Raw genomic sequence first — 24,714 nt, forward strand, 5'->3', positions numbered from 1 at the left:
ATGCACGAATGATAGATGTCCGAAAGTGGGCATCTTCTTTTTTAGAAAAAAATGGGCGCGAGAGCCGTGTGGCGGACTTGATGTTGATGCATCTGCTCCAGGTCGAGTGGAGTGAGTTCTTGATGATGCAGCAAGACGAACTTTCTGAGGATGTCTATCGGCAACTGCAGCTTTGGGTAGAGGAACACGCTGCGACTGGGAAGCCTTTGGAACACTTTACGAATGAAGCGGAATTTTACGGTCGGAAGTTTTATGTAGATAAACACGTGCTGATTCCGCGGCCAGAGACTGAAGAGTTAGTTGTGGAAGTGATAGAACAGCTTCGTGATCGTACGGATGATTTAGTGATTGCTGATTTAGGCACAGGTAGTGGTGTGATTGCATTGACGCTGAAGGCTGAACTGAGGGAGGCCGAAGTGTACGCGACGGACTTTTCCGAAAATGCTCTACGTGTCGCTCGGAAGAACGCGAACCTGTTAGGTGAGGACGTCCATTTTTATCAAGGTGATTTTTTACAACCGTTGATGATTAATGATGTGGCGCCTAATGTGGTAGTCTCGAACCCACCTTATATCCCTGAAAGTGAGCGCGTGCGTTTGTCAGAAACTGTGTTGCATGACCCAGGTGTAGCGCTGTTCGCAGATTCGGATGGTCTCGCTGCCTATGAGATGATCATCGGCCAGGTCATGCAGCTCGGTAAGCGACCTGAATTAGTTGTTTTTGAAATTGGACATGATCAAGGCGAAAGTGTGCCAGCTTTGATTCGCGCTATTGATCGTGAGGCAAACGTGCGCGTAGTTAAAGATATTAATGGGAAAGACCGGATTGTCGTCTGGCACGTCGGGTGAGTCAGGGTTTAACTGCCTGAGTCTGCGATTAATCTCTCCGAGTCTGCGAATAATCTCTCCGAGTCTGTGATTAGCTCTCATGAGTCTGCGATTATCCGGTGTGAGTCCGCAGTTAGCTGCGGTAAGTCCGCGATTATCCTCTGAGTGTTGGATAATCTCGCCTGAGTGTTAGATAACCCAATCTAACTGTTAGATTCGCACAAAACTAAAAGGGATGTGACCCAGATCACATCCCTTTTTTCCATTCTTCTGCAAGCATCCCATATACAATATGATCGACGTAATGGTCATACAACCTCTCTGCTGCCCGGATGCGTCCTTCCTTGACATAGCCGAGTCGCTCCGGCACAGCACGACTCTTCACATTTCCTTCAGCTGCACGGATCTCAACTTTATTCATTTTCAACTCATCTAACGCGTAATCAGTCAAAGCCCGCGCCACGCGAGTGATAATTCCTTGGCCCTGATATTTTTCACTCAACCAGTACCCCATCTTAGCAATCCGGTTCGTCCAATCTAAATCATTGAACCCACCGACGCCCACAATTTCTCCACGGAATAAAATGACGACATTCTTATTTTTACTGTCAGCGTAGCCCTTCTTACACGCATCGATAAAACGCTTCGTATCATCGACACTCTTCGTGATATCCACAAACCCGAGCCATTCCCGCAAATAATCACGCGCCCCGTCGATCAGTCGAAACACTTCTTCTTCATCCCCATACTCGATCAGACGCAAACTCAAATCCTCATCGATTTTATGCTCAAACACGGCGCAGCCCCCTACCTTAGAAAATTAAAAACTATCATATCACAAATCTATGTATAGAACATCCCCTCCCTGGCAATCATGTGATTACTAGATTACGAGAGGGAGCGAAGAACATGAAATATACAATTGCCATCATTTTATTATTAATCATTTTTCAAGTAGCTTACACCGAAACTGTCGCAGAACCCCAGGACGACTACCAAGTCATCCCTGATGAAGCGATCCGATTACGAATATTAGCCAATTCGAACAGTGACGAAGATCAAACGATCAAAAGGCAAGTTCGTGACGATGTGAATGAACAGATCACCGAATGGGTCGAAGAGCTGACATCGATTGAGGATGCTCGCTCAATAATTCAAACACGCCTAGGCGAGATAGAAGCGATCGCCCAAGCTACTGCAGGTCAACAAGCAGTCTCGGTTTCTTATGGCCCAGTCGAGTTTCCTTCAAAAGTGTATGATACTTTCGTTTATCCTGGTGGAACTTATGAGGCAGTCCTTATCGAAATTGGCGACGGTCTGGGCGACAACTGGTGGTGCGTATTGTTTCCTCCATTATGCTTCGTAGACTTCGCAGACGGAACGACGGTGCTCGACCATGACGAAGAGGAGCAAGATGAAGAACCCGAAGTTAAATTCTTTCTTTGGGAGTGGTTGAAGAAAATATTCGGTGCACTGAACGGAGACTGACCTAAGCACGAAAAGAGATGCGCAACATATTTTTAAAAAATAAAACTTACGAAGCGAAGCAGAAATTGAACGCCAAAGCATTCATATTTTCCTATCGAAATGATTCATATCTTTCTACTGAACTTCATAGGTTAATAGAAATAAGGTAGAGGTGAGAGAAAATGGTGAAAATTTCAAAGGCAAAAGAACAATCTGAAGCAGTGATTGAGGAGTTTTTCCAAACGCGAGTAGGGAAGCAGGAAACCTGGGAACATGAATATGGCTATTTTCTAGAACTCGAAGGAGAACGGATCGGATTTTTCGTGTTGTATCCACTTGAAGGTGGCGGTTGCTGGTTGCGTCGCCTGATGATGTGTCAGGGAATCAAGCCTGCGGCATATGTGATGGCATTTGATTGGGCCGCAGAGAAAGCTACAAGCTTAGGCTATGAAAGTATTTATGTTCATGCGCGAACCGAAGAGGCTGTACCTTTGCTGGAAATGAACCGTTTCAAACAAACGGAAAATCCAGGAGTCGACATGGAGGATGAAGTAGATTGGTATATGAGAAGATTGAACAGATAATTCGGTCGAGAATCGTCACACTATCGATTTCGTTGAAAGTTTCTGTTTTTTTAAGCATAATGAAAGAAAACGCTTAAAGGAGAAACATTATGAGTGAACCACGCGAAACGAAGGTGTGGCAAGTGAATCAGCACGAGCACCTGATGCATGACCCGAAAATAAAAGAAGCGGCGAACTGGTTGCGCAATGGGAAGTTGGTAGCTTTTCCAACCGAGACCGTTTACGGATTAGGTGCTGATGCTACCGATGAACGTGCTGTTGCACAGATCTTTGAAGCGAAGGGACGACCGGCGGATAACCCACTGATCGTTCATATCGGCCATCGTCAAACCATTGGTGATTATGTAAAAAAAGTCCCGGATCATGCGACAAAGTTGATGGATGAATTTTGGCCAGGACCACTGACAATTATCTTAGAAGCGGAAAAAGAATTTGCTGATAACGTGACAGCTGGGCTCGATACCGTGGGAATTCGTATGCCGAATAATTCCCACGCTTTAGCACTGTTGCAAGTAAGTCGTATTCCGGTCGCTGCCCCAAGCGCGAACCGTTCAGGGAAACCAAGCCCGACCACAGCTGATCATGTTTATGACGATTTGAACGGACGGATTGATGGAATCGTCGATGGTGGAAGAACCGGCGTCGGCTTGGAGTCGACCGTGATCGATTGTACTTCAGATGTCCCGGTGATCCTTAGGCCTGGCGGTGTGACTCGTGAAGATATCGAGTCTGTTTTAGGTGAAGTCGAGGTCGCTCACGAAGAAGATGAAAAGCCTAAATCACCCGGCATGAAATATAAACATTACGCCCCGGACAGTCCCGTTTGGCTGGTCGAAGGCGGTGTGGAGAAAATGCGAAAGACATATGAAGATTTGCGAGCGGAAGGCCAGACGGTTGGATTGATGATCAGCCAGGAGCTAGCAGATGAACTAGGGGTAGACTCTGAATTGATTCTAGGATCCCGTGAAAATGTGACCGATTTGACGGGTCACCTTTATGACACTCTTCGAAAAGTCGACACGATGGCTGTAGATGTCGTTCTTGCAGAATCGTTTTCTCGCGAGGGAATCGGAGAAGCCTTGATGAACCGATTAGAACGAGCAGCAACGAAAATTATATAAATCAGAAGTGGAAACTCCTGTCCGACGACAGGAGTTTTTGATTTAAGTAAGGCTTGGTGGGTAATTGTCTAGCTCGAGCACTGTTCTAAAGTCACGGGCATACGCCGAAACTCACGGGAGAGGGGCTCGTATCCACGGACAAATGCTGAAAGCCACGGGAAAGGAGCATGAATTCACGGGCAAGATGCCGAAAGTCACTGGAAAGGAGCATGAATTCACGGTTAAGATGCAGAAAGCCACGGGAAAGGAGCTCGAATCACGGGCAAATGCTGAAACTTACGGGAATGTAGGGATTCATCCTATAGTTATTTTTCATAAAATTAGTTGTAAAAGAGTTGGTTCAATTTCTATAGTAATCGCCAAACTAAGGCTCTGAAAACAAAAGGCGGTGACACCTCAGTTCACTGCACCTATCTAATAAATCATCTGTAGCCCCAACACTAATAACACAGCGCCGCCGAATGCTTCGGAGTATTTTCCGAACAGGAAGCGTCCTTTTTTTGCTAAATAAATTCCGGCACCAGCGAGGATCATACTGACGATTCCGAACATCATGATGATGGCGAATTGATTGACGCCGAACATGCCGATGCTGAGCCCAACTGAGAAACTATCCAGACTGACGGTGAATGCTATAAGGATCAGACCAGCTAATCTAACTTGGTCGAGCATATTTTTCTCTAAAACGGTTGCTACGATCATCTGCGCGCCGATGATGATTAACATCCATCCCCCAACGATTTGTGCGATGACTCCTAGTTTGTGAGACAACATATGGCCGATTGTCATTCCGAGGAAAGGCATGAGGACGTGGAAAGCCCCTACGAGTGCGATGAATAAAACGAGAGGACGCATATTTTTTTTCATAAAACCGATTGATAAACTGACGGAAAAGGCATCCATTCCGACCGCCAGAGCTAAAAGGATAAATGGTATAAAACTATCGTATTGAAATGACATGGGTGACCTCCTATTAGGGACATGCTATTTCAATTTATGCTCGCAATTGGAAAATTAGAAGAAATGATGGCTTTTCCAAGCATGCTTTTTTGAGGTTTGTACTAATTACTTAGTAAAGTGAATGGCCCAAAGGAAGGATAAACAAAGAAATCCCCCTTGATGGCTATCAAGGGGTTATAATAATGATTAAATATTTTATTGGTAGAAAGCTTCGTGGTGACGCGTTATACCAACTGCATAGTCCGCACGTGTCACTTCTTTTTCAGGTTCGAAGTGGGCCACTATTGTCGGCTCTAAGTCGTATTCACCTTGAGTCGATTCAAATTGCACATTGAGGATGTTTAAATCGATTGCTAGTTGAACATGACCCTTCAGAGCTTCAGGGATTTGATCCTGATCAAGGACTTCAACGCGTTCATCTTTATAATATGCGGTTACTTCTCCGGAGAATTCCTCGGCCTTGTCTTGTAGGCCAAGTGCTTGAACTAGAGAGTAAGCAAGTTCTGCACGTGTGACATGGTCACTCCCTTTGAACTCGCCATCTTTCAGTTTCATCACTCCGTCAAATTTCTGTGCTCTGTCTTTCAATGCTGCTCCTTTAGAAACTAATGCTGAAGCATATGGGGTAAGTTCTTTTGAAACATCTGAAACTTCATCTACAGAATTTAAGTTTTGTCTTATAGCAGCTCCCATTACAAGGTAGCGTGCTAGATCTTCGCGTTTTAATTTCTGGTTTGGTAGAAATCTTTTATCGTGAAAACCATCTACTAAACGATTAGATACGGCCATTTTGATCGCTTCTTCAGCTTCATTTCCTTCAATATCATCCAAGCCGGAATAACCTGTAACAGATTTGAAAGATAAAGTTCCTTCAACTTCTTCTGGCAAGCCTACTCCAATCGGATTGATTTCGTCCCCTTTTAAACCAACGACTTTCAATTCCCAAGTTCCAGGCATAGGATCTGAAATTTGTACAACCCGATCCGTATAAAGAGGGAATAAAAGAGAAACCCCTGAACTATGCTCTTCGCCATCTGGATCGACTAAAACCAGATTGACTGGATTTCCAGTCTCCTCTAAAATTCCTTTTCCATCAATTCTGGCAGTTAAGCTGCTGACTCCAGATTCCACATCAAAAGTATGGTTGTTATCTGAGGTAAATGTTAAAGGATTATAGTCAACAGTAAATTTATCTCTTGTATTTGTTGTATCAACTGAGCTGTTGAATTCTTGATTCATGTTTAATGTGCTACCGTATTCTTTACCAAATACTACAGAGTCTATAGCTGCATAGGCATTTACGTATCCTGCTCCAACTTCCCAGCTCTCATAACCCGGCATATTGGTAGCTGTTTCTTGTAGTATGGCTTTGATTTCATCAGGCGACAAACTAGGATCCGCCTCTAGTAATAATGCTGTAATTCCCGCTACATGTGGGGTGGCCATGGAAGTTCCGCTCATTGTGGTGTAATAAGGAAGATGGGCTGTGTCAATCATTTCAAGATCCTTTTCAGCACTCAAGGCGTTCAGTGGTGATTCCGTTTTAGTTGAAATGATATCGACTCCTGGCGCCACAACGGTAGGTTCATCTACCCAATTCCACGTTTCGCCATCAAGATCAAACTCTCCACCTACACCCTTTGTTCCACGAGAGGAAAAGTCGGCTAAAGTGCCATCCTTAGCTCCTGCACCCACACTGATGACCCACGGTGCTTTTGCGTATGGATTATGTGTATTCTCTCCTGGGCCTTCGTTACCTGCTGCGAACAGGACAGTTATGCCACGATCATAGGCTGCTTTACTCGCAATGTTTATTGGATGGTGAGGGTCGAAATCGCCGCTGGAGCCCCAAGAGTTCGTAATGACGCGTATGTCATATTGTGATTGATTGGCGATTGCATAATCAAAGCCACCAATTCCATCTAGGACAAAAAGTGCTGCTCCTGAGCCATATCCTATAAGGTCAGCTCCTGGTGCTACTCCTTCATATTTTCCACCTGACTGAGCTCCTGTACCACCGACAGTGCCCGCTACGTGTGTACCATGACCAGAGTTGGAGTCAGTATTCGCGACATCTTCAGTATATGTGACTGGAAGCAATTCAGGATCCAAAGCGTTCAAATTGGTTGATGCCATCACATTTTGGACGAGGTGGTCTGGATATTCGATATCTTTGTGCAAACCATCTACACCACTATCATTCACTACTACGCCAATTCCCTCACCTGTGAATGGGAACCCGCCATTTTCTTTTTGTAATTCAGAATCAGTCCTTAATTTTTCTACTCCCGTTATGTCGTTTGACTCTTCATTGAAATATTCAAGTTCTTCATTTAAATAGATAGAAAGTACATCATCTTGGTTACTAAGTTCATCGATTTGAGATTTTGTTGCTAAAACGCCTGCCATCGGAAGAGAATCCATAACCAATCCTGTTTCAATACCGATGCTATGCAATGCATCGACTTGTTGGTCAGATAAAGGATCGGTTTGGCGATAGGAAACGATCACTTCGTAAACATTCAAATCTTTCTCTAAAGCTTCTTCTAATTTCGGATCAATATGAACATTATTTCCAGCATTCACCCCATGATTACCACTTACGATAAACAGGGCGATAATCATAGATGCAATTAAAACCGTATAGGACAGAAAATGTTTTTTCATTCAATCATCCCTTTCTTATTTTCTTATTTATTTTCTAGAGCGAGTTTGACTGCTTGATAAGCATTCACATAGCCCGCCCCAACTTCCCAAGTTTCATAGCCTTCCATTTCGGTAGCTGTTTGAGATAGAATCTCTTTCACCTCTAAAGGAGATAGGGTTGGGTCCGCTTCAAATAATAATGCCGCGATACCTGCAACATGTGGTGCTGCCATGGATGTACCACTCATTGTTGTGTAATAGGGTAGATGAGCAGGTGAGATGAATTCAGCGTCGTCTGTCGCCGATAATGCAGAAAGCGTTCCGATTACACGTGTGGATATAATATTTTCGCCGGGAGCTGTCACTGTAGGTTGGTCGACCCATTCCCATGCTTCACCATCGACCATTTCAGTGCCTCCACCATCTTCCGCACCTCTTGAAGAGAAATCCGTGAGTTCACCATTTTTCTTTCCAGCAGCTACAGTTACGACCCATGGTGCTTTCTTGTAATTCCCTGAAATGCTATCCGCATCGGGCCCAGAGTTACCCGCAGAGAAGACAGTCAAAATTCCACGGTCATATAATTTTTTCGTTGCGATATTAACCGGGTCTTCCGGGTCAAACGGGTTTCCAGCATCGCCTGTATCTCCCCATGAATTCGTGATGACACGGATATTGTATTCTCTTTGGTGAGTTAAGGCATAATCGAAACCACCGAGTATATCGAGCATAGCAATTGCTGCCCCAGAGCCATATCCGACTAGATTCGCACCAGGTGCTACACCTTCATATTTACCACCTGACTTTGCACCAGTACCTCCGACCGTACCAGAAACATGTGTCCCATGACCGGAGCTGGAATCTGAATTTGGTACATCCTCCACGTAAGTAACTGGGAAAATCCCTACGGTTGAGTTAAGGTTAAGGGATCCCACGGCATTCTGTACTAAATTGCTCCCTAATTTATGATCCTCATGAGTCCCGTCAACTCCACTGTCATTAACCACTACACCTACATCTTTTCCGGTAATAGGTAAACCGTCATTACTCTTTTGAAATTCGCTATCCGTTCTGACTTCATTTACACCTGTCAAATCGGTCGAATCATCATTCTCGTACTCTAAAGACTTATTAAAATATACCGACCTTACAGAATCTAAATGGGAGAGTTCCTCTATATGTTGCTTTGTAACAAGGGCTCCCGCCATCGGCAATTCATTGAATACAACAGCTGTCTCAATTGAAAGGTTTTCAAGTAAGGACATCCGCTTTTCTTGCTCGGATTCATTGAAAGCGATGATTACCTCTACTGGACGATCTGTCTCATCGAGTATTCCAAGTAAGTTTTCATCAATCTTGCTTTCATTTAGATCCGTTGCCTGACTTTGAACGGTGAACTTCAAGCCTACTCCTAAAGTGATAAGAAGACTTAAAGTTAAAAACAAGAACTTTTTCATTTGTTTCTAACCTCCCTTTTGTGAATATTATATATATTCGGAAAACTTTAACCAATTATGCGTTGGTTTAATCTTTTTACTACAAAAGGTTATTTCGAATACTACTTTAGTATTAGTGGGTAAAAACATAAAAAAACCGCCTTATTTGGCGGTGGGGAAGATTATTATTCTATACTGGGAGGGAGTGAGACGAGCTTATGTTGTACGGCATAAATAATGACTTGAGACCTGCTTTTCACTTTCAGCTTTTTATAAATTTTACTCACATGAATCTTGACCGTTTTATCCGATATGAAAAGTTTATTGGCAATTTCCTTATTGGATAGGCCTTCTACGAGCAGCTGGAGGACTTCCTTTTCCCTTTCAGATAGTTCTTCCGATTTATTAGGTGATTTCTTCTTCTGTTGGTGCAGATCGATTAGTTTTTTTGTCATTATAGAGTGGATATACGATTCTCCACGGTTGATCACGAGAATTGCTTCAATGACTCTGGACGTTGGTGCGTCCTTTAATAAGTAGCCTTCTGCCCCCAGTTCAATTGCTTGATAGAAATAATCCTCCTGACTAAACATTGTCAGAATCATAACTTTAACAGATGGGAGGACTTCTTTTATTTCTTTAAGGACTTCGATTCCATTACGCTCAGGCATATTAATATCAAGAATCACTATGTCCGGTTTGGTTTCCTTAAGTCGGTCGATTAGGTTTTCTTCGGCAGAGGATTCACCTACAACTCGAATCGTCGCTTCTGCTTCCAATACATTTTTCAAACCATCCCTCAATACCGCATGGTCATCGACTAAATAAACATGGATCATTTAGAACCCTCCGTTTCTATTCGTGGCACAGATAAAATGATTTCAGTTCCCTTTCCTTCTTTACTATTGATTTGTAAGGATCCATTAATTTTTTCTGCACGTTCATTCAACTGCATAATCCCAAAATGACCCTCTCTCTCAGCTTTGATCATCGCGTGGAATAATGAGAATCCTCTGCCGTCATCTTTTACTTTAAGAAGGGTATGGTCATCTTTGTAATCCAACAACACATGGATATGATCAGCCCCACTGTGTTTTAAACTGTTCTGGACACTTTCTTGAAAGGTATCGAATATCACTCGTTCCAGCATAGTACTTAGCGCATATGGTTTGCCTTTAATACGGAAATTGATTGTATTGTTGTCTTGATTGGTGAATTCCTCAATACGTTTATGAATAGCAGGGATCAAGCCTGTTTGATGCTCGGTCGGCGGTCTTAAAGTGTAAATAGAGTTTCTAACCTCGAAGAGACTTTCTCTAAGGTTGGTTATACATTGGTTGATCAGCTGACGACTTGCTTTTTGGTTATCATGCTTCTTCAACGCTGTTTCAAGCTGAAGCACTGCTGCCGCTAAATTTTGTGCAATACCATCGTGAATATTTCGCGCAATTCTATTCCGTTCTTCTAACAAACTGTGCTCCTCTTTTTCTTGAATCAGCCTTCGAGTAATTAGTACAGCAGCTAGTTGATTGGATACTGTCGCTAGAATGTTCTGCTCGTTTTCTACGAAACTATTATTCCTCATCTTTGCAACCACAATTAACCCTAATAATTCATCTTCCATTTTGATTGGGTTATAAATGAATGTTTGCATCTCGTCAGAAAACAAATAGGATAGAGGACCACCATTCTGATCCTTCCGATTCTTATATATGAGTGGATCTAAGAATAATTCTGGATTTAGGGAGATGGATTTATTTGAGTTATTCGTGTGTGCTTCGTCGCGATGGACCATGATCCATTCGTCGTTCTCTTTCAAAATTAGAACCGCTTGATCATAAAACATGTATTGTTTGAACCTGATAATGAATTCCGAAAGCCCATCCTCTTTTAAAATATATGTATTCAAGTCCCGCGTTAGATGAAAAAGTCTCTTCAAGCGGTTGCGCTCTGCTTTTATTCGTACGAAACTTGAACCGATAAAGGACAAGGCGATAAGAGGTGCAAAGAAAAAGAAGTATGAAAACATATCGATTTGCCCTCTGTCTTCAGTGGAAATGACATATAAAAGCACTCCGTAAATGAAAGAAAATAATGCACTGTTTAATTCAGTCATAATTTTCTTCTTCCAAGTCTCTAAAGGATAAGGTTGAGGCCGAATGACAAGTACGATATCAACCAGAAGGTTATTGATAGAATAAAAGATGATTAAAAAACAGGTGTAAATTAATGACCCAATTACAATGGGGTGATCAGTCAATTGAATAGAAGGGAGTACTAGATGGGTAGTGACTAAATAGGCCAAATAAAAACTGATCACTAATTGAGCCGGATTGAAAAAAATGGATCTTATAGGTCGCCGTTGCAAGAAATATATAATGGGTACGATAAGTGCATAGATTGTGATTGCATAGTGAATGTCGTAAGCTAGATAGAGAACATAAACAATCGGAAAGTTAACCGTTGTGAACCCATTCCATACAGGTATGGGATAGTACTCAGTAATGCCTATAAATAATGCGAACAATAAAAGTATGTAAATCGATGCTTGTGGCTCATCTAAATTGAAAAGGTGAAAAACAAGAATGACCCACCCTGCAATCGTGATGAAAAGCATGTATTGTTTGGCGAGTTGCTCACGTTGCGTATTTGTTTTTAAAGACTTCTCCACATAAATCCCTCATTATTCTGAAAGTTCTTTTATTTTAACACAATTTACATTTTATCAGGGTAAAATACCCTTGAAAAAATGTGGAACTAGAGTGCTGAGAGGTTACCCTTTCCATTACTTTTCGAAGAACGTACATTATGGTATATTTCAATTGATAGGAGGAATCGCTTATGAAGCGTGTGCTATTCGTATGTACAGGTAATACGTGCCGTAGTCCGATGGCGGAGGCGGTAATGAAGCATAAACGGCCTGACCTTGAGGTTCAATCGGCTGGAATATTCGCCGGGCATGGTCAAGAAGCGAATCCTAAAGCGGTGGAAGCGCTCCAAGTGCAAGGGATCAGCTGCGATCACGCTTCACAACCGGTGACCGAAGAACTGATGGAGTGGGCGGATGTCGTCCTTACCATGACGGCCCATCACAAGCTGACACTGGAGATGGATTATGATTCGTTCAAAGAAAAAGTTTATACGTTAAAAGAATATGTGCGCGGGTCGTCCGAGGACTCTAGTCTTGATATCGATGATCCGATAGGTTTGACGAATGAGACTTACGTGAAAACATTAAATGACATCACTAAATGCGTCGATCGATTTCCGAAAGACAAATAATTGGAACGATTTCCGAAGAAAAAAATAATAGGAGGTTTTCAGTAATGAAAGTAATTTTAGCGTCCGACCACGGTGGCGTGAATATCCGAAAAGAAATTGCGTCGCTATTGGAAGAAATGAATATCGAATTTGAAGATATGGGATGTAACTGCGAAGGTTCAGTGGATTATCCGGACTACGCGATCCCAGCAGCTGAACGTGTTGCAAATGGAGAATTTGAACGAGGTATCGTCGTGTGTGGCACAGGAATCGGAATTTCGATTTCTGCGAATAAGGTCAAAGGCGTTCGTTGTGCCTTGGCGCATGATGTGTTCAGTGCGAAAATGTGCCGTCAGCATAACAATGCGAACATGTTAGCTTTAGGTGAACGCGTCATCGGTTCAGGACTAGCTCGTGAGCTAGCTAAGACATTCTTAGAATCAGAATTCGAAGGTGGACGTCACGAGAACCGTGTGAATAAGATTACAGCCTACGAAGATAAATAATCTCGGAACCTTAATCGTTCCGCTCCTATTTTTTTGTTACAATAAAGATGAACGATTCCTCAAAAAGGAGGGATTCACATGGACCTTGAACAATTGCGTCAAGACATGCAGAAAATTTTAGCTGAGTGGAAGAATCATTCTTCGATCCAAGCGGGAAATGTCTTTCTTATCGGGTGCTCCACAAGTGAAATTGCTGGGGAGCATATAGGATCGGCAGGAAGCGGCGAAATTGCCGAGATGCTGTTCGAAGAATTGAAAGCGTTTCAGCATGAGACCGGGGTGGTACTGGCATTCCAGTGCTGCGAGCACTTGAACCGATCGGTCGTTGTTGAGCGTTCCGTCGCCTTAGCGAGAGGATGGACAATTGTAAGCGCGATTCCTCACGCAAAAGCAGGTGGGTCAATGGCTGCTCATGCTTTTCGTTCGTTAGATCACGCAGTATTGGTTGAGTTCGTTGAAGCGGATTACGGAATGGATATCGGTGACACCCTCATCGGCATGCATCTGAAGCATGTAGCGGTGCCGTTGCGACTAGGGATCAAGTCACTCGGACAAGCTCACGTCACTTATGCGTATACTCGACCGAAATTGATTGGTGGCGAACGCGCATTGTATGAAAAATAAATACCCTCCCATTCCTGGGAGGTCTACATACCATAAAGGAGGCAACACTTCATGACTCATTTGAAAAACCAGCTCCACAAAATCGACCCAGAAATGCTAGAAGTGATCAATAAGGAAAAAAATCGCCAGAATGACAAAATCGAACTGATCGCATCCGAGAATTTTGTTTCAGAAGCGGTGATGGAAGCGGCAGGATCCGTATTAACGAATAAATACGCGGAAGGTTACCCTGGCCGTCGTTACTATGGTGGTTGCGAATACGTTGATATCGCAGAAAACCTAGCGCGAGACCGTGCGAAGAAATTATTTGGAGCAGAGCACGTGAACGTGCAGCCCCATTCAGGTGCGCAGGCGAACATGGCTGTTTATTTCGCGGCATTAAAGCCTGGCGACACGATTCTCGGTATGAACTTGAACCACGGTGGACACTTGACTCACGGTAGCCCTGTAAACTTCAGTGGTAAGCTTTATAACGTCGTAGATTACGGTGTAGACGAAAATACAGAACAAATCGATTATGAAGCGTTAGAAGCGAAGGCGAAAGAAGTTCAGCCGAAGCTGATCGTAGCGGGTGCTTCAGCGTATCCTCGTTCGATCGACTTCAAACGTTTCAGAGAAATCGCGGATATGGTAGATGCTTATCTTTTAGTGGATATGGCTCATATCGCTGGACTAGTAGCTACAGGTCACCACCCAAGCCCAGTGCCACATGCTCATTTTGTAACGACGACAACTCATAAAACGTTACGTGGGCCGCGTGGTGGAATGATCTTATGTAAAGAGGAATTCGCGAAGAAAATCAATTCGAATGTCTTCCCTGGTATGCAAGGTGGCCCGTTGATGCACGTGATCGCTGCAAAAGGCGTAGCTTTCCAAGAAGCGTTAGATCCATCTTTTAAAGATTATTCTCAAAAAATCATCGACAACGCTAAGCGCCTAGGTGAATCACTTGTAAAAGAAGGCGTTCGCCTAGTATCTGGTGGAACGGATAACCACCTATTGCTATTGGATTTACGTCCTTTAGAGCTTACAGGTAAAGTCGCTGAAAAAGCATTGGATGATATTGGTGTAACAACGAATAAAAACACGATTCCATTCGACCCTGAAAGCCCGTTCGTAACTAGTGGAATCCGTATCGGTACGGCCGCTGTGACGACTCGTGGATTCGGCGATAAAGAAATGGATGAAATTGCCTCTATCATTGCTTTCACGTTGAAAAATCATGAAGACGAAGCGAAGATGGAAGAAGCGAAAGCACGCGTTCAAACGTTGACTGACCGCTTTCCAATGTACGAATAATATGAATGAAGAAAAGTAGCAGGAGAGATCTTGCTGCTTTTTTATGCTCGAATTTAATCGAATCGCAATATATTTTCCATTGAAATAGCTGACAAGTTTCGCTACAATTCAAGAGATGTGAAAAAAGAGAACGTGAATATCGTTAAAAAGGAGAGATTTGCATGAGCAAAGTATACGTATTCGATCACCCGCTAATTCAACATAAACTGACATTCATCCGAGATAAAAACACTGGAACGAAAGCCTTCCGTGAACTTGTCGATGAAGTTTCCGCGTTAATGATGTTTGAAATCACTCGTGAGCTTCCACTTGAAGAAGTCGAAGTTGAAACACCAGTAGCAACGGCTAAATCTAATGTCCTTGCTGGTAAAAAATTAGGTATCATCCCTATTTTACGTGCAGGTCTAGGAATGGTAGACGGAATCGTTGACTTAGTGCCCGCTGCAAAAATCGGACACGTCGGACTTTACCGTGACCCAGAAACGCTGAAACCAGTGGAATACTACATCAAATTACCATCAGATATTAGTGAACGTGAACTGATCGTGACGGACCCGATGCTCGCGACTGGAGGATCAGCAATCGAAGCGATTAACTCCTTGAAAAAACGCGGCGCGAACCAAATCCGCCTTATGTGCCTTATTGCAGCTCCAGAAGGGGTCGAAGCTGTACAAGAAGCGCACCCTGATGTTGACATCTACGTCGCAGGATTGGACGAGAAGTTAAACGAAAAAGGCTACATCATCCCAGGTCTAGGCGATGCCGGCGACCGATTGTTTGGAACGAAATAAATAAAGAGGTGTTCTCTAAATGAGTAAATTAAAAGTAATGACGATCTTCGGGACGAGACCTGAAGCAATCAAGATGGCTCCACTCGTATTAGAGTTACAAAAACGTTCAGAGCAGTTTGAACCAATCGTTACTGTAACAGCCCAACACCGAGAAATGCTGGATCAAGTGCTTTCGATTTTTGATATCGAACCTGACTATGACTTGAACATTATGAAAAAGAAACAGTCACTCGCGCAAATCACAACTCGTGCTTTAGAAGGTCTGGATGAACTGATCAAAGAAGTCAAGCCTGATATGGTTCTAGTTCATGGTGATACAACGACGACATTTGCTGCTAGCTTGGCTGCATTCTATAACGAAATACCTGTTGGCCATGTCGAAGCTGGATTACGTACGTGGAATAAATATTCTCCGTTCCCTGAAGAAATCAATCGACAGGCAACCGGGATCATTGCAGACTTGCACTTTGCACCAACGAATCAAGCGCAACAAAATCTTTTAGATGAAAATAAATCAGAAGATACAATTTTTGTTACAGGTAATACAGCGATTGACGCCCTGAATACGACCGTTTCGGAAGACTATCAGAATGAAGTCTTGCGCAAAGCAGAAGGTAAACGCCTTGTGTTAATGACCGCACACCGCCGTGAAAACCTCGGTGAAAACATGGATCAGATGTTCCGCGCCATTCGCCGATTAGCTGAAAAACATGAAGACGTTGAAATTGTATATCCAGTTCACCTGAACCCTGTAGTGCAAGAGACCGCTCAGAAGTGGTTAGGCGATCATGATCGCATTCAATTAATCGATCCATTAGAAGTAATCGATTTCCACAATTTCGCGTCTAATGCACACTTGATTTTGACTGATTCAGGCGGGGTCCAGGAAGAAGCACCTTCTTTGGGCGTACCTGTCTTAGTGTTACGTGACACGACTGAACGTCCAGAAGGAATCGATGCAGGAACATTGAAATTAGCTGGAACTGATGAAGAAAATATTTTCGAAATGGCAGACTTACTATTATCAGATGATGCCGAGCACGCTAAGATGGCCCACGCATCCAACCCTTATGGAGACGGTCAAGCATCACGCCGCATCGCTGATACCATCCGCTATTTCTTCAAAGAAACCGATCAACGCCCAGATGAATTTAAATAAAAGATGTGAAAATCCGCTCTTGAGGCGGATTTTTTCGTACTTTAAGAATGTTTAACCGTTAAAGGATTAAAGTATGTGAAAAACAAAGGCTTTCGCCATTAGGACTGGCGATAAGCCAAGTTTTTCTCATTATTCGGTGTTTATAGAGGGATGTTTTTCCGACGTGGCGGATTAAAACCGTGACATGGAGGATTCAACGGGCGACGTGGCGGGTTTAACTCTCGACGTGGAGGATTCACCTCATGACGTGGCGGATTCGACCCGTGAAGTGGCGGGTTTAACTCCCGACGTGGTGGATTAAAATATAAATAATTTCTCATCACTTAACCCAAACTACCTTTAGAAGGAGTGGGTTTGAGTGAGAGTGGCTATTACAATTTTTCTACTAACGTTTTTCTTTCCTATAATGACATCGGCATCGGAAGAGACGTATATCATTGAAGTAAGTGAGGACCCGACAGAAGTGAAGCAGCAAATAGAAAAATATCATCCGTTACTCGAAGTGGAGTATGTCTATGACACAATCATGCAGGCGGTTGCGGTGTCCGGTGATGAGCGTCATATTGAGAAGTTGCATCAGGAGAGTTTCACACAGTCAATCCATCAGACACAAATATACTCAACCCCCGCACAGCAAAAAAATAATCAGCACGATCATGAGCTACCGATCTCGCATCGGCCACCAAACGTCGAAACGACAGGCGAGGGAGTGAAAATAGGCGTAATTGACACGGGCATCGACCACACGCATCCTGCCCTCAGCGACAATTATAAAGGTGGTTTCGATCTGGTCGATCATGATGATGATCCTATGGAGACGACTCCTGAACAGGGAGCGCCAACTATGCACGGGACGCACGTGGCAGGGATCATCGCTGCCAATGACGACGACATCCAAGGTGTTGCGCCTGGAGCGGAAATCTATGCCTATCGTGCACTTGGTCCAGGTGGTTCTGGGAGCTCTGCACAGGTCATGGCGGCAATCGAGCGCTCAGTCAAAGACGGGATGGACATCCTCAACCTCTCACTAGGAACGTCGATCAACAGTCCGGATGAACCAATGACCCTGGCAGTCAACAAGGCTGTCGAACTCGGGGTGACCGTCGTCGTTGCGAATGGAAATAGTGGGCCCGACTCGTGGACCGTCGGCTCGCCAGCCACAGCCGACCGTGCGATATCAGTCGGCGCTGCTCAATCAGAAGCTGAAATCCCGGTTCTACAAATAGAAGATAAAGAAATTCCAATACGTTCGCTTCCATTGACTAAACCTTGGACTTTATCGAAAAAATATCCAGTCACCACAGTTAGCGATCCCCGCAACCTTGGGCAAACGATCCAGGACCGTATCGTTCTCATTGAAAAAGATGAACGCCCTTACATCGAACTGGTCAGTCAAGCTATTTCAAAAGGTGCGACCGCCATTATTTTTACATCTAATGAAGGTGATGATCCTAATCAGTGGGAGTGGGTAGATGTATCTGTCCCGGTCGCTTATGTCACGAAAGAAGAAGCTGACCAAATCACCCAATCAGACGAATGGCTAGCGACAACTTATGAAACAATCAATGAACAAATGGCGCCGTTCAGTTCAAGAGGTCCAGTAGCATCGAACTGGGATATTAAGCCGGATATCATCGCACCTGGTGTCGACATCTTAAGCACTGTGCCAGGTGGTTATGCTTCCTTACAAGGGACAAGTATGGCCGCACCTTACATCACCGGTGTCGTTGCATTATTAAAAGAACAGTACCCAGACGAGAGTCCCGAACAATTGAAAAATCGTCTACAATCATCGAGTGACATGCTTCAAAAAATCAATCCTTCTGAACAGGGGAGTGGACACGTCGACGCGGAGTCTGCGCTCGAAGCCAAATATACGATTGAAGATTCTGTTATTCAATGGGACATCATCGAAGATTCGACCGAACATCAACACGAGATTACCATCAAAAACCATTCCGGTGAAACATTACCTATCAAATGGAACATTCCGAAAAGATTGAAAGGGCTCCAGTGGGACTTACCATTATCAACTCACATCCCACCCCAAACCGAAGAAACCTTTCCGCTGAAAATCAGAGCACACAGAACCATGCTCCCACCTGGTGTCCAAGAAGGTTTCATAACTTTAGAAATAGATCATGAAAAAAGGAATCTTCCATATCTGTTTGTCCATCAAACAGCCGACTATCCTAGAGTGACCGGATTAACTTTCGAAGAAAACCCCTTTCACCAGCAAAAAGAATTATCGATTTACCTAGCAGAAGCGGCGGATTCACTTGAGGTCACTCTTTTTTCCCAAGACTTAAGTGACCAAACGACAATCTTGCAAACAGAAGATCTTGAAGCAGGAGTGTTTAATAAAACATTCGAGTCGCAGGAACTTCCATCGGGAAAATTTCAGGTAATCGTCACCACAAGACAAGGGGAGGAAACGTTCACCGAAACTTTCGAAATTTACCTGTAAAAATTCATTCGAAAACGTTTACATTTTCCAAAAAAGTTCTTATCATAGAACATGGTGCATCATAAAAAATCTACAATTTTCAACATTGGAGTACTTTGTGACATTTGTCACAAAGTTGTTTCAAATTATACCTGAAATCAATTGACTTTGGGTATACCCTATTGTATGCTAATTTCGTGTGGGTTGGGCATATAAGCTAATTTTCCAACCGCATGTCAGTCCGCAAATGATGTCTATTCTCGCGATTTTCCAACAAGCGAGAATCTACAATGTCTGAATACTGGATTGGAGTGGTCCCACTGAATAATAATCCACTTCGAGGTATGGCAATTACAACGACAATCTTAAGCTATCTATCGGGGTCCGTAATCGTAGGGATTTTCCTCGGACGTTGGATAGATGATTTTCTTCAGACACCCCCACTATTCATGATTATTGGTTTACTACTTGGCTTGGCCGCTGGTGTGTATGGTACGATCCGTATCGTTCAAAAATATTTTGCCGATTAGAGGAAGTCACAAGATGCAGCAATATACATATATGGTCAATCGCCAAAGGAAATGGATGCTTTACATTCTCGCGATTTATGTCGTGGGATGGGGATTCACAGATTATCAGGTAGTGTTTGCTAGTTTGATACTAGGAGGCACGTTCAGTTTGTTCAGTCTGATCATTTTGCACCGCAAAGTTGATAGTATTGGACAAGTTGCTGCTAATCATGAAGAGAAGAAACAAACGCTTGGGATGGTTGTCAGACTTGCAAATGCCGCTCTAGCCACAGTGATTACACTGAGGTTCCCAGAGTATTTTGATATTATTGCGGTGGTAATTGGATTAATGACATCTTATGTTGTCATTATTATAGATTATATTTTTCACCAATTAGAATTCAACGCTAGGAAGAGAGGTGAATGAATTGGATCATGAAAGTCCAATGTGGTTGGATGCGTTCGGGATACCGGGGTTGGATTTCAACTTATCAACGGTATTAATGATGCTCGTCGCATCGACACTTGTGTTTATTATTGGCGTAGCAGCAAGTCGTCAATTACAACGTAAACCGACTGGATTCCAGAACTTCATGGAATGGATTATCGAATTTGTTCGAGGTATCATCGGTAGTACGATGGAGTATGAAAAAGGAAAACGCTTCATGTCACTTGGGTTGACGTTGTTTACTTACATTTTGGTTGCGAACATGCTCGGGGTTATGATGATGGTCGTTGTCGATCATGAATTATGGTGGAAATCACCGACCGCCGACGCAGGTGTTACATTGACATTAGCAACCATGGTAGTTATTTTGACACACTATTACGGTGTGAAAATGAAAGGTGCAAAGGAATATGGAAAAGACTTCTTCAAACCTTTGCCATTTTTATTCCCACTGAAGATTATCGAGGAATTTGCAAATACATTAACACTCGGTCTTCGTCTATTCGGGAACATTTATGCTGGTGAGATTTTACTTTCATTACTAGCAGGTTTAATCGCAGGAGGCGTGCTTGGAGCCTTAGGTGGTTTCATTCCGATGTTAGCTTGGCAAGGTTTCAGTATTTTCATCGGTGTCATTCAAGCATTCATCTTCACGATGCTGACAATGGTTTACATGTCACACAAAATCAGTGAAGATCATTAATCTCAGGAATTAGTACTTGGCAAATGTCAGGTGGTCTAATAATAAAAAAACAATTCAACATAATTCGAGGAGGAATTTTCAATGGGTCTTATAGCAGCTGCTATCGCAGTAGGATTAGGTGCACTAGGTGCAGGTATTGGTAACGGTTTGATCGTAAACGGAACAGTTCAAGGTATCGCTCGTCAGCCAGAGCTTCGCGGTACACTTCAAACAACAATGTTCATTGGTGTTGCCCTAGTTGAGGCACTTCCAATCATTGGTGTCGTTATTGCCTTTATCGTTATGGGTCAATAGTAAGGACGTATTACAACCAAACATGGCGGAGTCAAACTTCGCCATTCCTTTATGTATTAAAATGTTTGAGGATATAGCCGAAAGGAGTGAAGGCTGTGCTTGATTACACATCAGTAGTGATAAATGCAGCTGGTCTAGAATTAGGAACGATGTTAGCGCAATTGGTCATCTTCCTTATCTTGCTTGCTTTATTAGCTAAGTTCGCATGGGGACCGCTAATGAAAGTCATGAAAGAACGTGAAGACCACATTGCTAATGAAATAGATTCAGCAGAAAATAGCCGTCAAGAAGCTGAGAAAATGATGAACGAAGCGAAAGGCGAACTAAAAGATGCTCGTCAAAACGCTCAAAAAATCATTGAAGATTCAAAGCAAACGGCTAAAAGCCAGCAACAATCGATTCTGAACGAAGCACGCGAAGAAGCGACACGTATCAAAGAAAGCGCTCGTGAAGAAATCGTTCAAGAACGTGAAAGAGCTGTACAAGCATTACAAGAACAAGTGGCAACATTATCTGTACAAATTGCTAGCAAAGTGATTGAGAAAGAACTTTCTCAAGAAGACCAAGAACAATTGATTGATCAATACTTACGCGAAGTAGGCGAAAACAAATGAGCCAATCAATAGTAGCAAAACGTTATGCGGTCGCTTTGTTTGATCTTGGTACAGAAAAGTCAGCCTTAGCAGAAATCGATGCAGAATTGCGTGTGATCCAAGAAGTTTTTCAGGAAAATAAAGAAGTGAATGAATTCTTTAATAACCCACGTATTTCAATCGATCAAAAGAAACAATTCATTCGTGATACATTCAGTGAAGTATCAGCTGAAACGAGAAACTTACTTCTCTTATTAGCAGATAAACGTCGTATCAACGATTTCACAGACATCGTGGAAGAGTTCACGGCGATGAAGAACGAAGCAAGAGGCATTGCAGAAGCTGATGTCTACTCTGTTCGAGAATTGACTGAAGATGAGCGTAAGAACATCGAAGAAGTTTTCACTAGAAAGCTGAACAAAAACACCCTTCGTATCAATAACATCATAGACCCATCAATTATTGGTGGTTTGAAAATCCGTATAGGAAATCAAATCTATGATGGCACGATCGGCACACAGCTTTCTCGCTTAGAACAGAAGTTAGTTACTGCAAACAAGTAAAGATAGGGGTGAAATGGATGAGCATCAAAGCTGAAGAAATCAGTGCGCTGATTAAGCAGCAAATCGAAAACTATGATTCTGAAATAGAAGTAAATGATGTCGGTACAGTTATCGAGATCGGTGACGGTATCGCTCGTGCTCACGGACTTGACGGCGTTATGGCCGGAGAGCTTGTTGAGTTTTCAAACGGTGTCATGGGGATGGCTCAGAACCTTGAGGAAAATAACGTAGGTATCGTTATTCTTGGTCCTTTCACAGAAATTCGTGAAGGTGATGAGGTTCGCCGTACCGGACGCATCATGCAAGTTCCAGTAGGTGAAGAACTACTTGGACGTGTAGTAAACTCTTTAGGACAACCAGTTGACGGCCTAGGCCCAATCGAAACTGGAAAAACTCGTCCGATTGAATCACCAGCTCCTGGTGTTATGGATCGTAAATCAGTTGATGAACCACTTCAAACTGGTATCAAAGTTATCGACTCAATGGTACCAATCGGTCGTGGTCAGCGTGAGTTGATCATCGGTGACCGTCAAACTGGTAAGACATCAATTGCAATCGACACGATTTTGAACCAAAAAGAAGAAGATGTAATTTGTATTTACGTAGCAATTGGTCAAAAAGACTCTACTGTAAGTGGTGTTGTTGAAACTCTACGTCAGCACGGAGCTCTTGATTACTCAATCGTTGTAAACGCAGGTGCATCTGAACCAGCACCATTATTATACTTAGCGCCATATGCAGGTGTATCAATGGGTGAAGAGTTCATGTACAACGGCAAGCACGTACTAGTTGTTTATGATGACTTATCAAAACAAGCAGCTGCTTACCGTGAACTTTCCCTACTATTACGTCGCCCGCCAGGCCGTGAAGCATTCCCAGGGGATGTCTTCTTCCTACACTCTCGTCTACTCGAGCGTGCGGCTAAGTTAAGTGACGCAAAAGGTGGAGGTTCATTAACTGCACTTCCATTCGTTGAAACACAAGCAGGTGACATCAGTGCTTATATTCCAACAAACGTAATCTCGATTACGGACGGACAAATCTTCTTACAATCAGATCTATTCCACTCAGGGGTAAGACCAGCGATCAACGCCGGACTTTCTGTATCCCGTGTAGGTGGTTCAGCACAGATCAAAGCAATGAAGAAGGTTGCAGGTACGCTTCGTCTAGACTTAGCGTCATTCCGTGAATTGGAATCATTCGCACAGTTCGGTTCTGACTTGGATAAAGCGACTCAAGCTAAATTGAACCGCGGTCAACGTACAGTTGAAATGTTGAAGCAAGGACTTCACAAACCATTAGCTGTTCAGTACCAAGTTGCAATCATTTGGGCTTTAGTTCGTGGATTCTTAGATGATATCCCAGTTGAGGATGTTCAACGTTTCGAATCAGAACTATTTGTATACTTAGATCAGCATGGATCTGAGCATTTACAGCACATTCGTGAAACTGGAAAACTTCCAGAAGAAGAGCCTTTCAACAAGTTGATGACAGACTTCAAAAACTCTTTTGCAGTCAGTGAATAATAGATAAGGTTCAAATAGTCTCTAAGAAAAAGGTGGTGAGACGTTGTGGCATCTCTTCGTGATATAAAGAACAGAATCACTTCAACGAAGAAAACAAAACAGATTACTAAAGCGATGGAAATGGTATCAGCTTCTAAATTGAACAAAGCTGAGCAGAACGCCAAATCTTTCGTACCATATATGGAAAAGATTCAAGAAGTGGTATCAAGTATTGCTAGTGGAAATTCAACTGCGGATCATCCAATGTTGAATTCTCGCCCGGTCAACAAAGTCGGTTATATCGTAATCACTTCTGACCGTGGATTAGCTGGACCATACAACTCACACATTTTGCGTAAACTGTATCAGACGATTCAGGACCGCCATCAGTCTACTGATGAATATGTAGTAGTAGCAATCGGTAAAGTCGGACTTCAGTTCTGTAAAAAACGTGGACTACCAGTTGCGAAGGAAGTTACAGGACTACCTGACCAACCGGAATTCGCGGAGATCAAAGAAATTGCAAGTTACGCAGTCAATCTTTTCTCAGAAGAAGAAGTAGACGAACTATACTTGTATTACAGCCATTTTATCAGTGCCATTTCATCAGAAGTGAAGGATAAAAAGCTGTTGCCATTAACAGATATCGAGGAAAGCGATTCTGATGAGAAGAAGAGCTTGACTACGTATGAATATGAACCAGATGAAGATGAAATTCTTGCATCAATATTGCCACAATATGCTGAAAGCTTGATCTACGGAGCACTCCTTGACGGTAAAGCAAGTGAGCACGCAAACCGTATGTCTGCAATGCGCAGTGCGACAGATAATGCTGATGAACTGATCGGTGATTTGACATTATCATACAACCGTGCGCGCCAAGCAGCGATCACACAAGAGATTTCAGAAATTGTCGGTGGTGTAGCAGCACTCGAAAACTAAGCGTGATTTTTTAAAAAATGATCGCATGAG

Annotated in this window: 25 protein-coding genes; 19 read left to right on the top strand and 6 right to left on the bottom strand. The window is 43.1% G+C overall.

Annotation, left to right across the window (positions count from 1 at the left end; translation table 11 throughout):
• The first annotated feature begins 8 nt into the window (after positions 1-8).
• Complete coding sequence (gene prmC, locus CEY16_RS07300) at positions 9-848, top strand: peptide chain release factor N(5)-glutamine methyltransferase (protein WP_238378793.1); 840 nt, start codon at positions 9-11, stop codon at positions 846-848.
• A 226-nt stretch (positions 849-1,074) separates the two neighbouring features.
• Here prmC and CEY16_RS07305 read toward each other — a convergent pair whose 3' ends face one another.
• A complete protein-coding gene (locus CEY16_RS07305; protein ID WP_101331338.1) occupies positions 1,075-1,623 on the bottom strand; it encodes a GNAT family N-acetyltransferase in 549 nt (182 codons plus the stop codon).
• A 113-nt stretch (positions 1,624-1,736) separates the two neighbouring features.
• Between CEY16_RS07305 and spoIIR the strand changes: the two genes are divergently transcribed.
• The 3 genes from spoIIR (at position 1,737) to CEY16_RS07320 (ending at position 3,999) form a co-directional block, all read left to right on the top strand.
• Entirely contained in the window at positions 1,737-2,315 is a 579-nt protein-coding gene (gene spoIIR, locus CEY16_RS07310) for a stage II sporulation protein R (protein ID WP_101331339.1), read from the top strand.
• Between the two features lie 161 nt (positions 2,316-2,476).
• The gene (locus tag CEY16_RS07315) at positions 2,477-2,878 is read left to right on the top strand and encodes a GNAT family N-acetyltransferase (RefSeq protein WP_101331340.1); all 402 of its coding nucleotides are present in this window, start codon (positions 2,477-2,479) and stop codon (positions 2,876-2,878) included.
• Positions 2,879-2,967: 89 nt separating this feature from the next.
• The gene (locus CEY16_RS07320; protein WP_101331341.1) at positions 2,968-3,999 is read left to right on the top strand and encodes an L-threonylcarbamoyladenylate synthase; all 1,032 of its coding nucleotides are present in this window, start codon (positions 2,968-2,970) and stop codon (positions 3,997-3,999) included.
• Between the two features lie 414 nt (positions 4,000-4,413).
• On the opposite strand, the gene CEY16_RS07330 is transcribed toward CEY16_RS07320, so the two are convergent.
• The 5 genes from CEY16_RS07330 to CEY16_RS07350 all read right to left on the bottom strand — a co-directional run bounded on the left by CEY16_RS07330 (position 4,414) and on the right by CEY16_RS07350 (position 11,712).
• Positions 4,414-4,959, bottom strand: a complete 546-nt coding sequence (locus tag CEY16_RS07330; RefSeq protein ID WP_101331343.1) for a manganese efflux pump MntP — start codon at positions 4,957-4,959, stop codon at positions 4,414-4,416.
• A gap of 195 nt (positions 4,960-5,154) precedes the next feature.
• On the bottom strand, positions 5,155-7,626 hold the full coding sequence (locus tag CEY16_RS07335) for a S8 family peptidase (protein ID WP_101331344.1): 2,472 nt from the start codon (positions 7,624-7,626) through the stop codon (positions 5,155-5,157).
• A 23-nt stretch (positions 7,627-7,649) separates the two neighbouring features.
• Complete coding sequence (locus tag CEY16_RS07340) at positions 7,650-9,062, bottom strand: S8 family serine peptidase (protein WP_101331345.1); 1,413 nt, start codon at positions 9,060-9,062, stop codon at positions 7,650-7,652.
• Positions 9,063-9,226: 164 nt separating this feature from the next.
• Positions 9,227-9,880, bottom strand: a complete 654-nt coding sequence (locus CEY16_RS07345) for a response regulator (protein WP_101331346.1) — start codon at positions 9,878-9,880, stop codon at positions 9,227-9,229.
• On the bottom strand, positions 9,877-11,712 hold the full coding sequence (locus tag CEY16_RS07350; protein ID WP_101331347.1) for a GAF domain-containing sensor histidine kinase: 1,836 nt from the start codon (positions 11,710-11,712) through the stop codon (positions 9,877-9,879). Before CEY16_RS07350 ends, CEY16_RS07345 begins: the two co-directional genes overlap by 4 nt.
• Positions 11,713-11,882: 170 nt before the next feature.
• Between CEY16_RS07350 and CEY16_RS07355 the strand changes: the two genes are divergently transcribed.
• The 15 genes from CEY16_RS07355 to CEY16_RS07425 all read left to right on the top strand — a co-directional run bounded on the left by CEY16_RS07355 (position 11,883) and on the right by CEY16_RS07425 (position 24,684).
• Positions 11,883-12,323, top strand: a complete 441-nt coding sequence (locus CEY16_RS07355; RefSeq protein ID WP_101331348.1) for a low molecular weight protein arginine phosphatase — start codon at positions 11,883-11,885, stop codon at positions 12,321-12,323.
• Positions 12,324-12,367: 44 nt separating this feature from the next.
• Positions 12,368-12,808, top strand: a complete 441-nt coding sequence (gene rpiB, locus CEY16_RS07360) for a ribose 5-phosphate isomerase B (protein WP_101331349.1) — start codon at positions 12,368-12,370, stop codon at positions 12,806-12,808.
• 78 nt (positions 12,809-12,886) lie between these two features.
• A complete protein-coding gene (locus tag CEY16_RS07365; RefSeq protein ID WP_202908615.1) occupies positions 12,887-13,432 on the top strand; it encodes a TIGR01440 family protein in 546 nt (181 codons plus the stop codon).
• A gap of 51 nt (positions 13,433-13,483) precedes the next feature.
• On the top strand, positions 13,484-14,731 hold the full coding sequence (locus tag CEY16_RS07370; protein ID WP_101331351.1) for a serine hydroxymethyltransferase: 1,248 nt from the start codon (positions 13,484-13,486) through the stop codon (positions 14,729-14,731).
• Positions 14,732-14,892: 161 nt separating this feature from the next.
• Positions 14,893-15,522 carry a uracil phosphoribosyltransferase gene (upp, locus tag CEY16_RS07375; protein ID WP_101331352.1) on the top strand — a complete coding sequence of 210 codons (630 nt, stop codon included), beginning with the start codon at positions 14,893-14,895 and terminating at the stop codon, positions 15,520-15,522.
• Between the two features lie 19 nt (positions 15,523-15,541).
• A complete protein-coding gene (gene wecB / locus CEY16_RS07380) occupies positions 15,542-16,681 on the top strand; it encodes a non-hydrolyzing UDP-N-acetylglucosamine 2-epimerase (protein WP_101331353.1) in 1,140 nt (379 codons plus the stop codon).
• 358 nt (positions 16,682-17,039) lie between these two features.
• Positions 17,040-19,148: a S8 family serine peptidase gene (locus tag CEY16_RS07385; protein ID WP_101331354.1), complete on the top strand. Its 2,109-nt coding sequence runs from the start codon at positions 17,040-17,042 to the stop codon at positions 19,146-19,148.
• A gap of 269 nt (positions 19,149-19,417) precedes the next feature.
• Positions 19,418-19,657 (top strand): AtpZ/AtpI family protein, encoded by a 240-nt coding sequence (locus tag CEY16_RS07390; RefSeq protein ID WP_101331355.1) that lies wholly within the window; start codon positions 19,418-19,420, stop codon positions 19,655-19,657.
• A 13-nt stretch (positions 19,658-19,670) separates the two neighbouring features.
• Entirely contained in the window at positions 19,671-20,063 is a 393-nt protein-coding gene (locus CEY16_RS07395; RefSeq protein WP_101331356.1) for an ATP synthase subunit I, read from the top strand.
• Between the two features lies 1 nt (position 20,064).
• A complete protein-coding gene (gene atpB / locus CEY16_RS07400) occupies positions 20,065-20,787 on the top strand; it encodes a F0F1 ATP synthase subunit A (RefSeq protein ID WP_101331357.1) in 723 nt (240 codons plus the stop codon).
• Between the two features lie 81 nt (positions 20,788-20,868).
• Entirely contained in the window at positions 20,869-21,081 is a 213-nt protein-coding gene (gene atpE, locus CEY16_RS07405; RefSeq protein ID WP_101331358.1) for a F0F1 ATP synthase subunit C, read from the top strand.
• A 95-nt stretch (positions 21,082-21,176) separates the two neighbouring features.
• On the top strand, positions 21,177-21,695 hold the full coding sequence (gene atpF, locus CEY16_RS07410; protein ID WP_238378794.1) for a F0F1 ATP synthase subunit B: 519 nt from the start codon (positions 21,177-21,179) through the stop codon (positions 21,693-21,695).
• Positions 21,692-22,237 carry a F0F1 ATP synthase subunit delta gene (locus CEY16_RS07415; protein WP_101331359.1) on the top strand — a complete coding sequence of 182 codons (546 nt, stop codon included), beginning with the start codon at positions 21,692-21,694 and terminating at the stop codon, positions 22,235-22,237. Before atpF ends, CEY16_RS07415 begins: the two co-directional genes overlap by 4 nt.
• A 17-nt stretch (positions 22,238-22,254) precedes the next feature.
• Positions 22,255-23,763, top strand: a complete 1,509-nt coding sequence (atpA, locus tag CEY16_RS07420; RefSeq protein WP_101331360.1) for a F0F1 ATP synthase subunit alpha — start codon at positions 22,255-22,257, stop codon at positions 23,761-23,763.
• Between the two features lie 45 nt (positions 23,764-23,808).
• Complete coding sequence (locus CEY16_RS07425; RefSeq protein WP_101331361.1) at positions 23,809-24,684, top strand: F0F1 ATP synthase subunit gamma; 876 nt, start codon at positions 23,809-23,811, stop codon at positions 24,682-24,684.
• The last annotated feature ends 30 nt before the right edge of the window (positions 24,685-24,714 follow it).

The sequence above is a fragment of the Halalkalibacillus sediminis genome (assembly GCF_002844535.1).
Classification (GTDB): domain Bacteria; phylum Bacillota; class Bacilli; order Bacillales; family Alkalibacillaceae; genus Halalkalibacillus_A; species Halalkalibacillus_A sediminis.

Bases quoted from the DNA above. Each gene is read 5' to 3' on its own strand.
- prmC (WP_238378793.1), top strand. From the start codon at position 9: ATGATAGATGTCCGAAAGTGGGCATCTTCTTTTTTAGAAAAAAATGGG.
- spoIIR (WP_101331339.1), top strand. From the start codon at position 1,737: ATGAAATATACAATTGCCATCATTTTATTATTAATCATTTTTCAAGTA.
- CEY16_RS07315 (WP_101331340.1), top strand. From the start codon at position 2,477: ATGGTGAAAATTTCAAAGGCAAAAGAACAATCTGAAGCAGTGATTGAG.
- CEY16_RS07320 (WP_101331341.1), top strand. From the start codon at position 2,968: ATGAGTGAACCACGCGAAACGAAGGTGTGGCAAGTGAATCAGCACGAG.
- CEY16_RS07330 (WP_101331343.1), bottom strand. From the start codon at position 4,959: ATGTCATTTCAATACGATAGTTTTATACCATTTATCCTTTTAGCTCTG.
- CEY16_RS07335 (WP_101331344.1), bottom strand. From the start codon at position 7,626: ATGAAAAAACATTTTCTGTCCTATACGGTTTTAATTGCATCTATGATT.
- CEY16_RS07340 (WP_101331345.1), bottom strand. From the start codon at position 9,062: ATGAAAAAGTTCTTGTTTTTAACTTTAAGTCTTCTTATCACTTTAGGA.
- CEY16_RS07345 (WP_101331346.1), bottom strand. From the start codon at position 9,880: ATGATCCATGTTTATTTAGTCGATGACCATGCGGTATTGAGGGATGGT.
- CEY16_RS07355 (WP_101331348.1), top strand. From the start codon at position 11,883: ATGAAGCGTGTGCTATTCGTATGTACAGGTAATACGTGCCGTAGTCCG.
- rpiB (WP_101331349.1), top strand. From the start codon at position 12,368: ATGAAAGTAATTTTAGCGTCCGACCACGGTGGCGTGAATATCCGAAAA.
- CEY16_RS07365 (WP_202908615.1), top strand. From the start codon at position 12,887: ATGGACCTTGAACAATTGCGTCAAGACATGCAGAAAATTTTAGCTGAG.
- CEY16_RS07370 (WP_101331351.1), top strand. From the start codon at position 13,484: ATGACTCATTTGAAAAACCAGCTCCACAAAATCGACCCAGAAATGCTA.
- upp (WP_101331352.1), top strand. From the start codon at position 14,893: ATGAGCAAAGTATACGTATTCGATCACCCGCTAATTCAACATAAACTG.
- wecB (WP_101331353.1), top strand. From the start codon at position 15,542: ATGAGTAAATTAAAAGTAATGACGATCTTCGGGACGAGACCTGAAGCA.
- CEY16_RS07390 (WP_101331355.1), top strand. From the start codon at position 19,418: ATGTCTGAATACTGGATTGGAGTGGTCCCACTGAATAATAATCCACTT.
- CEY16_RS07395 (WP_101331356.1), top strand. From the start codon at position 19,671: ATGCAGCAATATACATATATGGTCAATCGCCAAAGGAAATGGATGCTT.
- atpE (WP_101331358.1), top strand. From the start codon at position 20,869: ATGGGTCTTATAGCAGCTGCTATCGCAGTAGGATTAGGTGCACTAGGT.
- CEY16_RS07415 (WP_101331359.1), top strand. From the start codon at position 21,692: ATGAGCCAATCAATAGTAGCAAAACGTTATGCGGTCGCTTTGTTTGAT.
- atpA (WP_101331360.1), top strand. From the start codon at position 22,255: ATGAGCATCAAAGCTGAAGAAATCAGTGCGCTGATTAAGCAGCAAATC.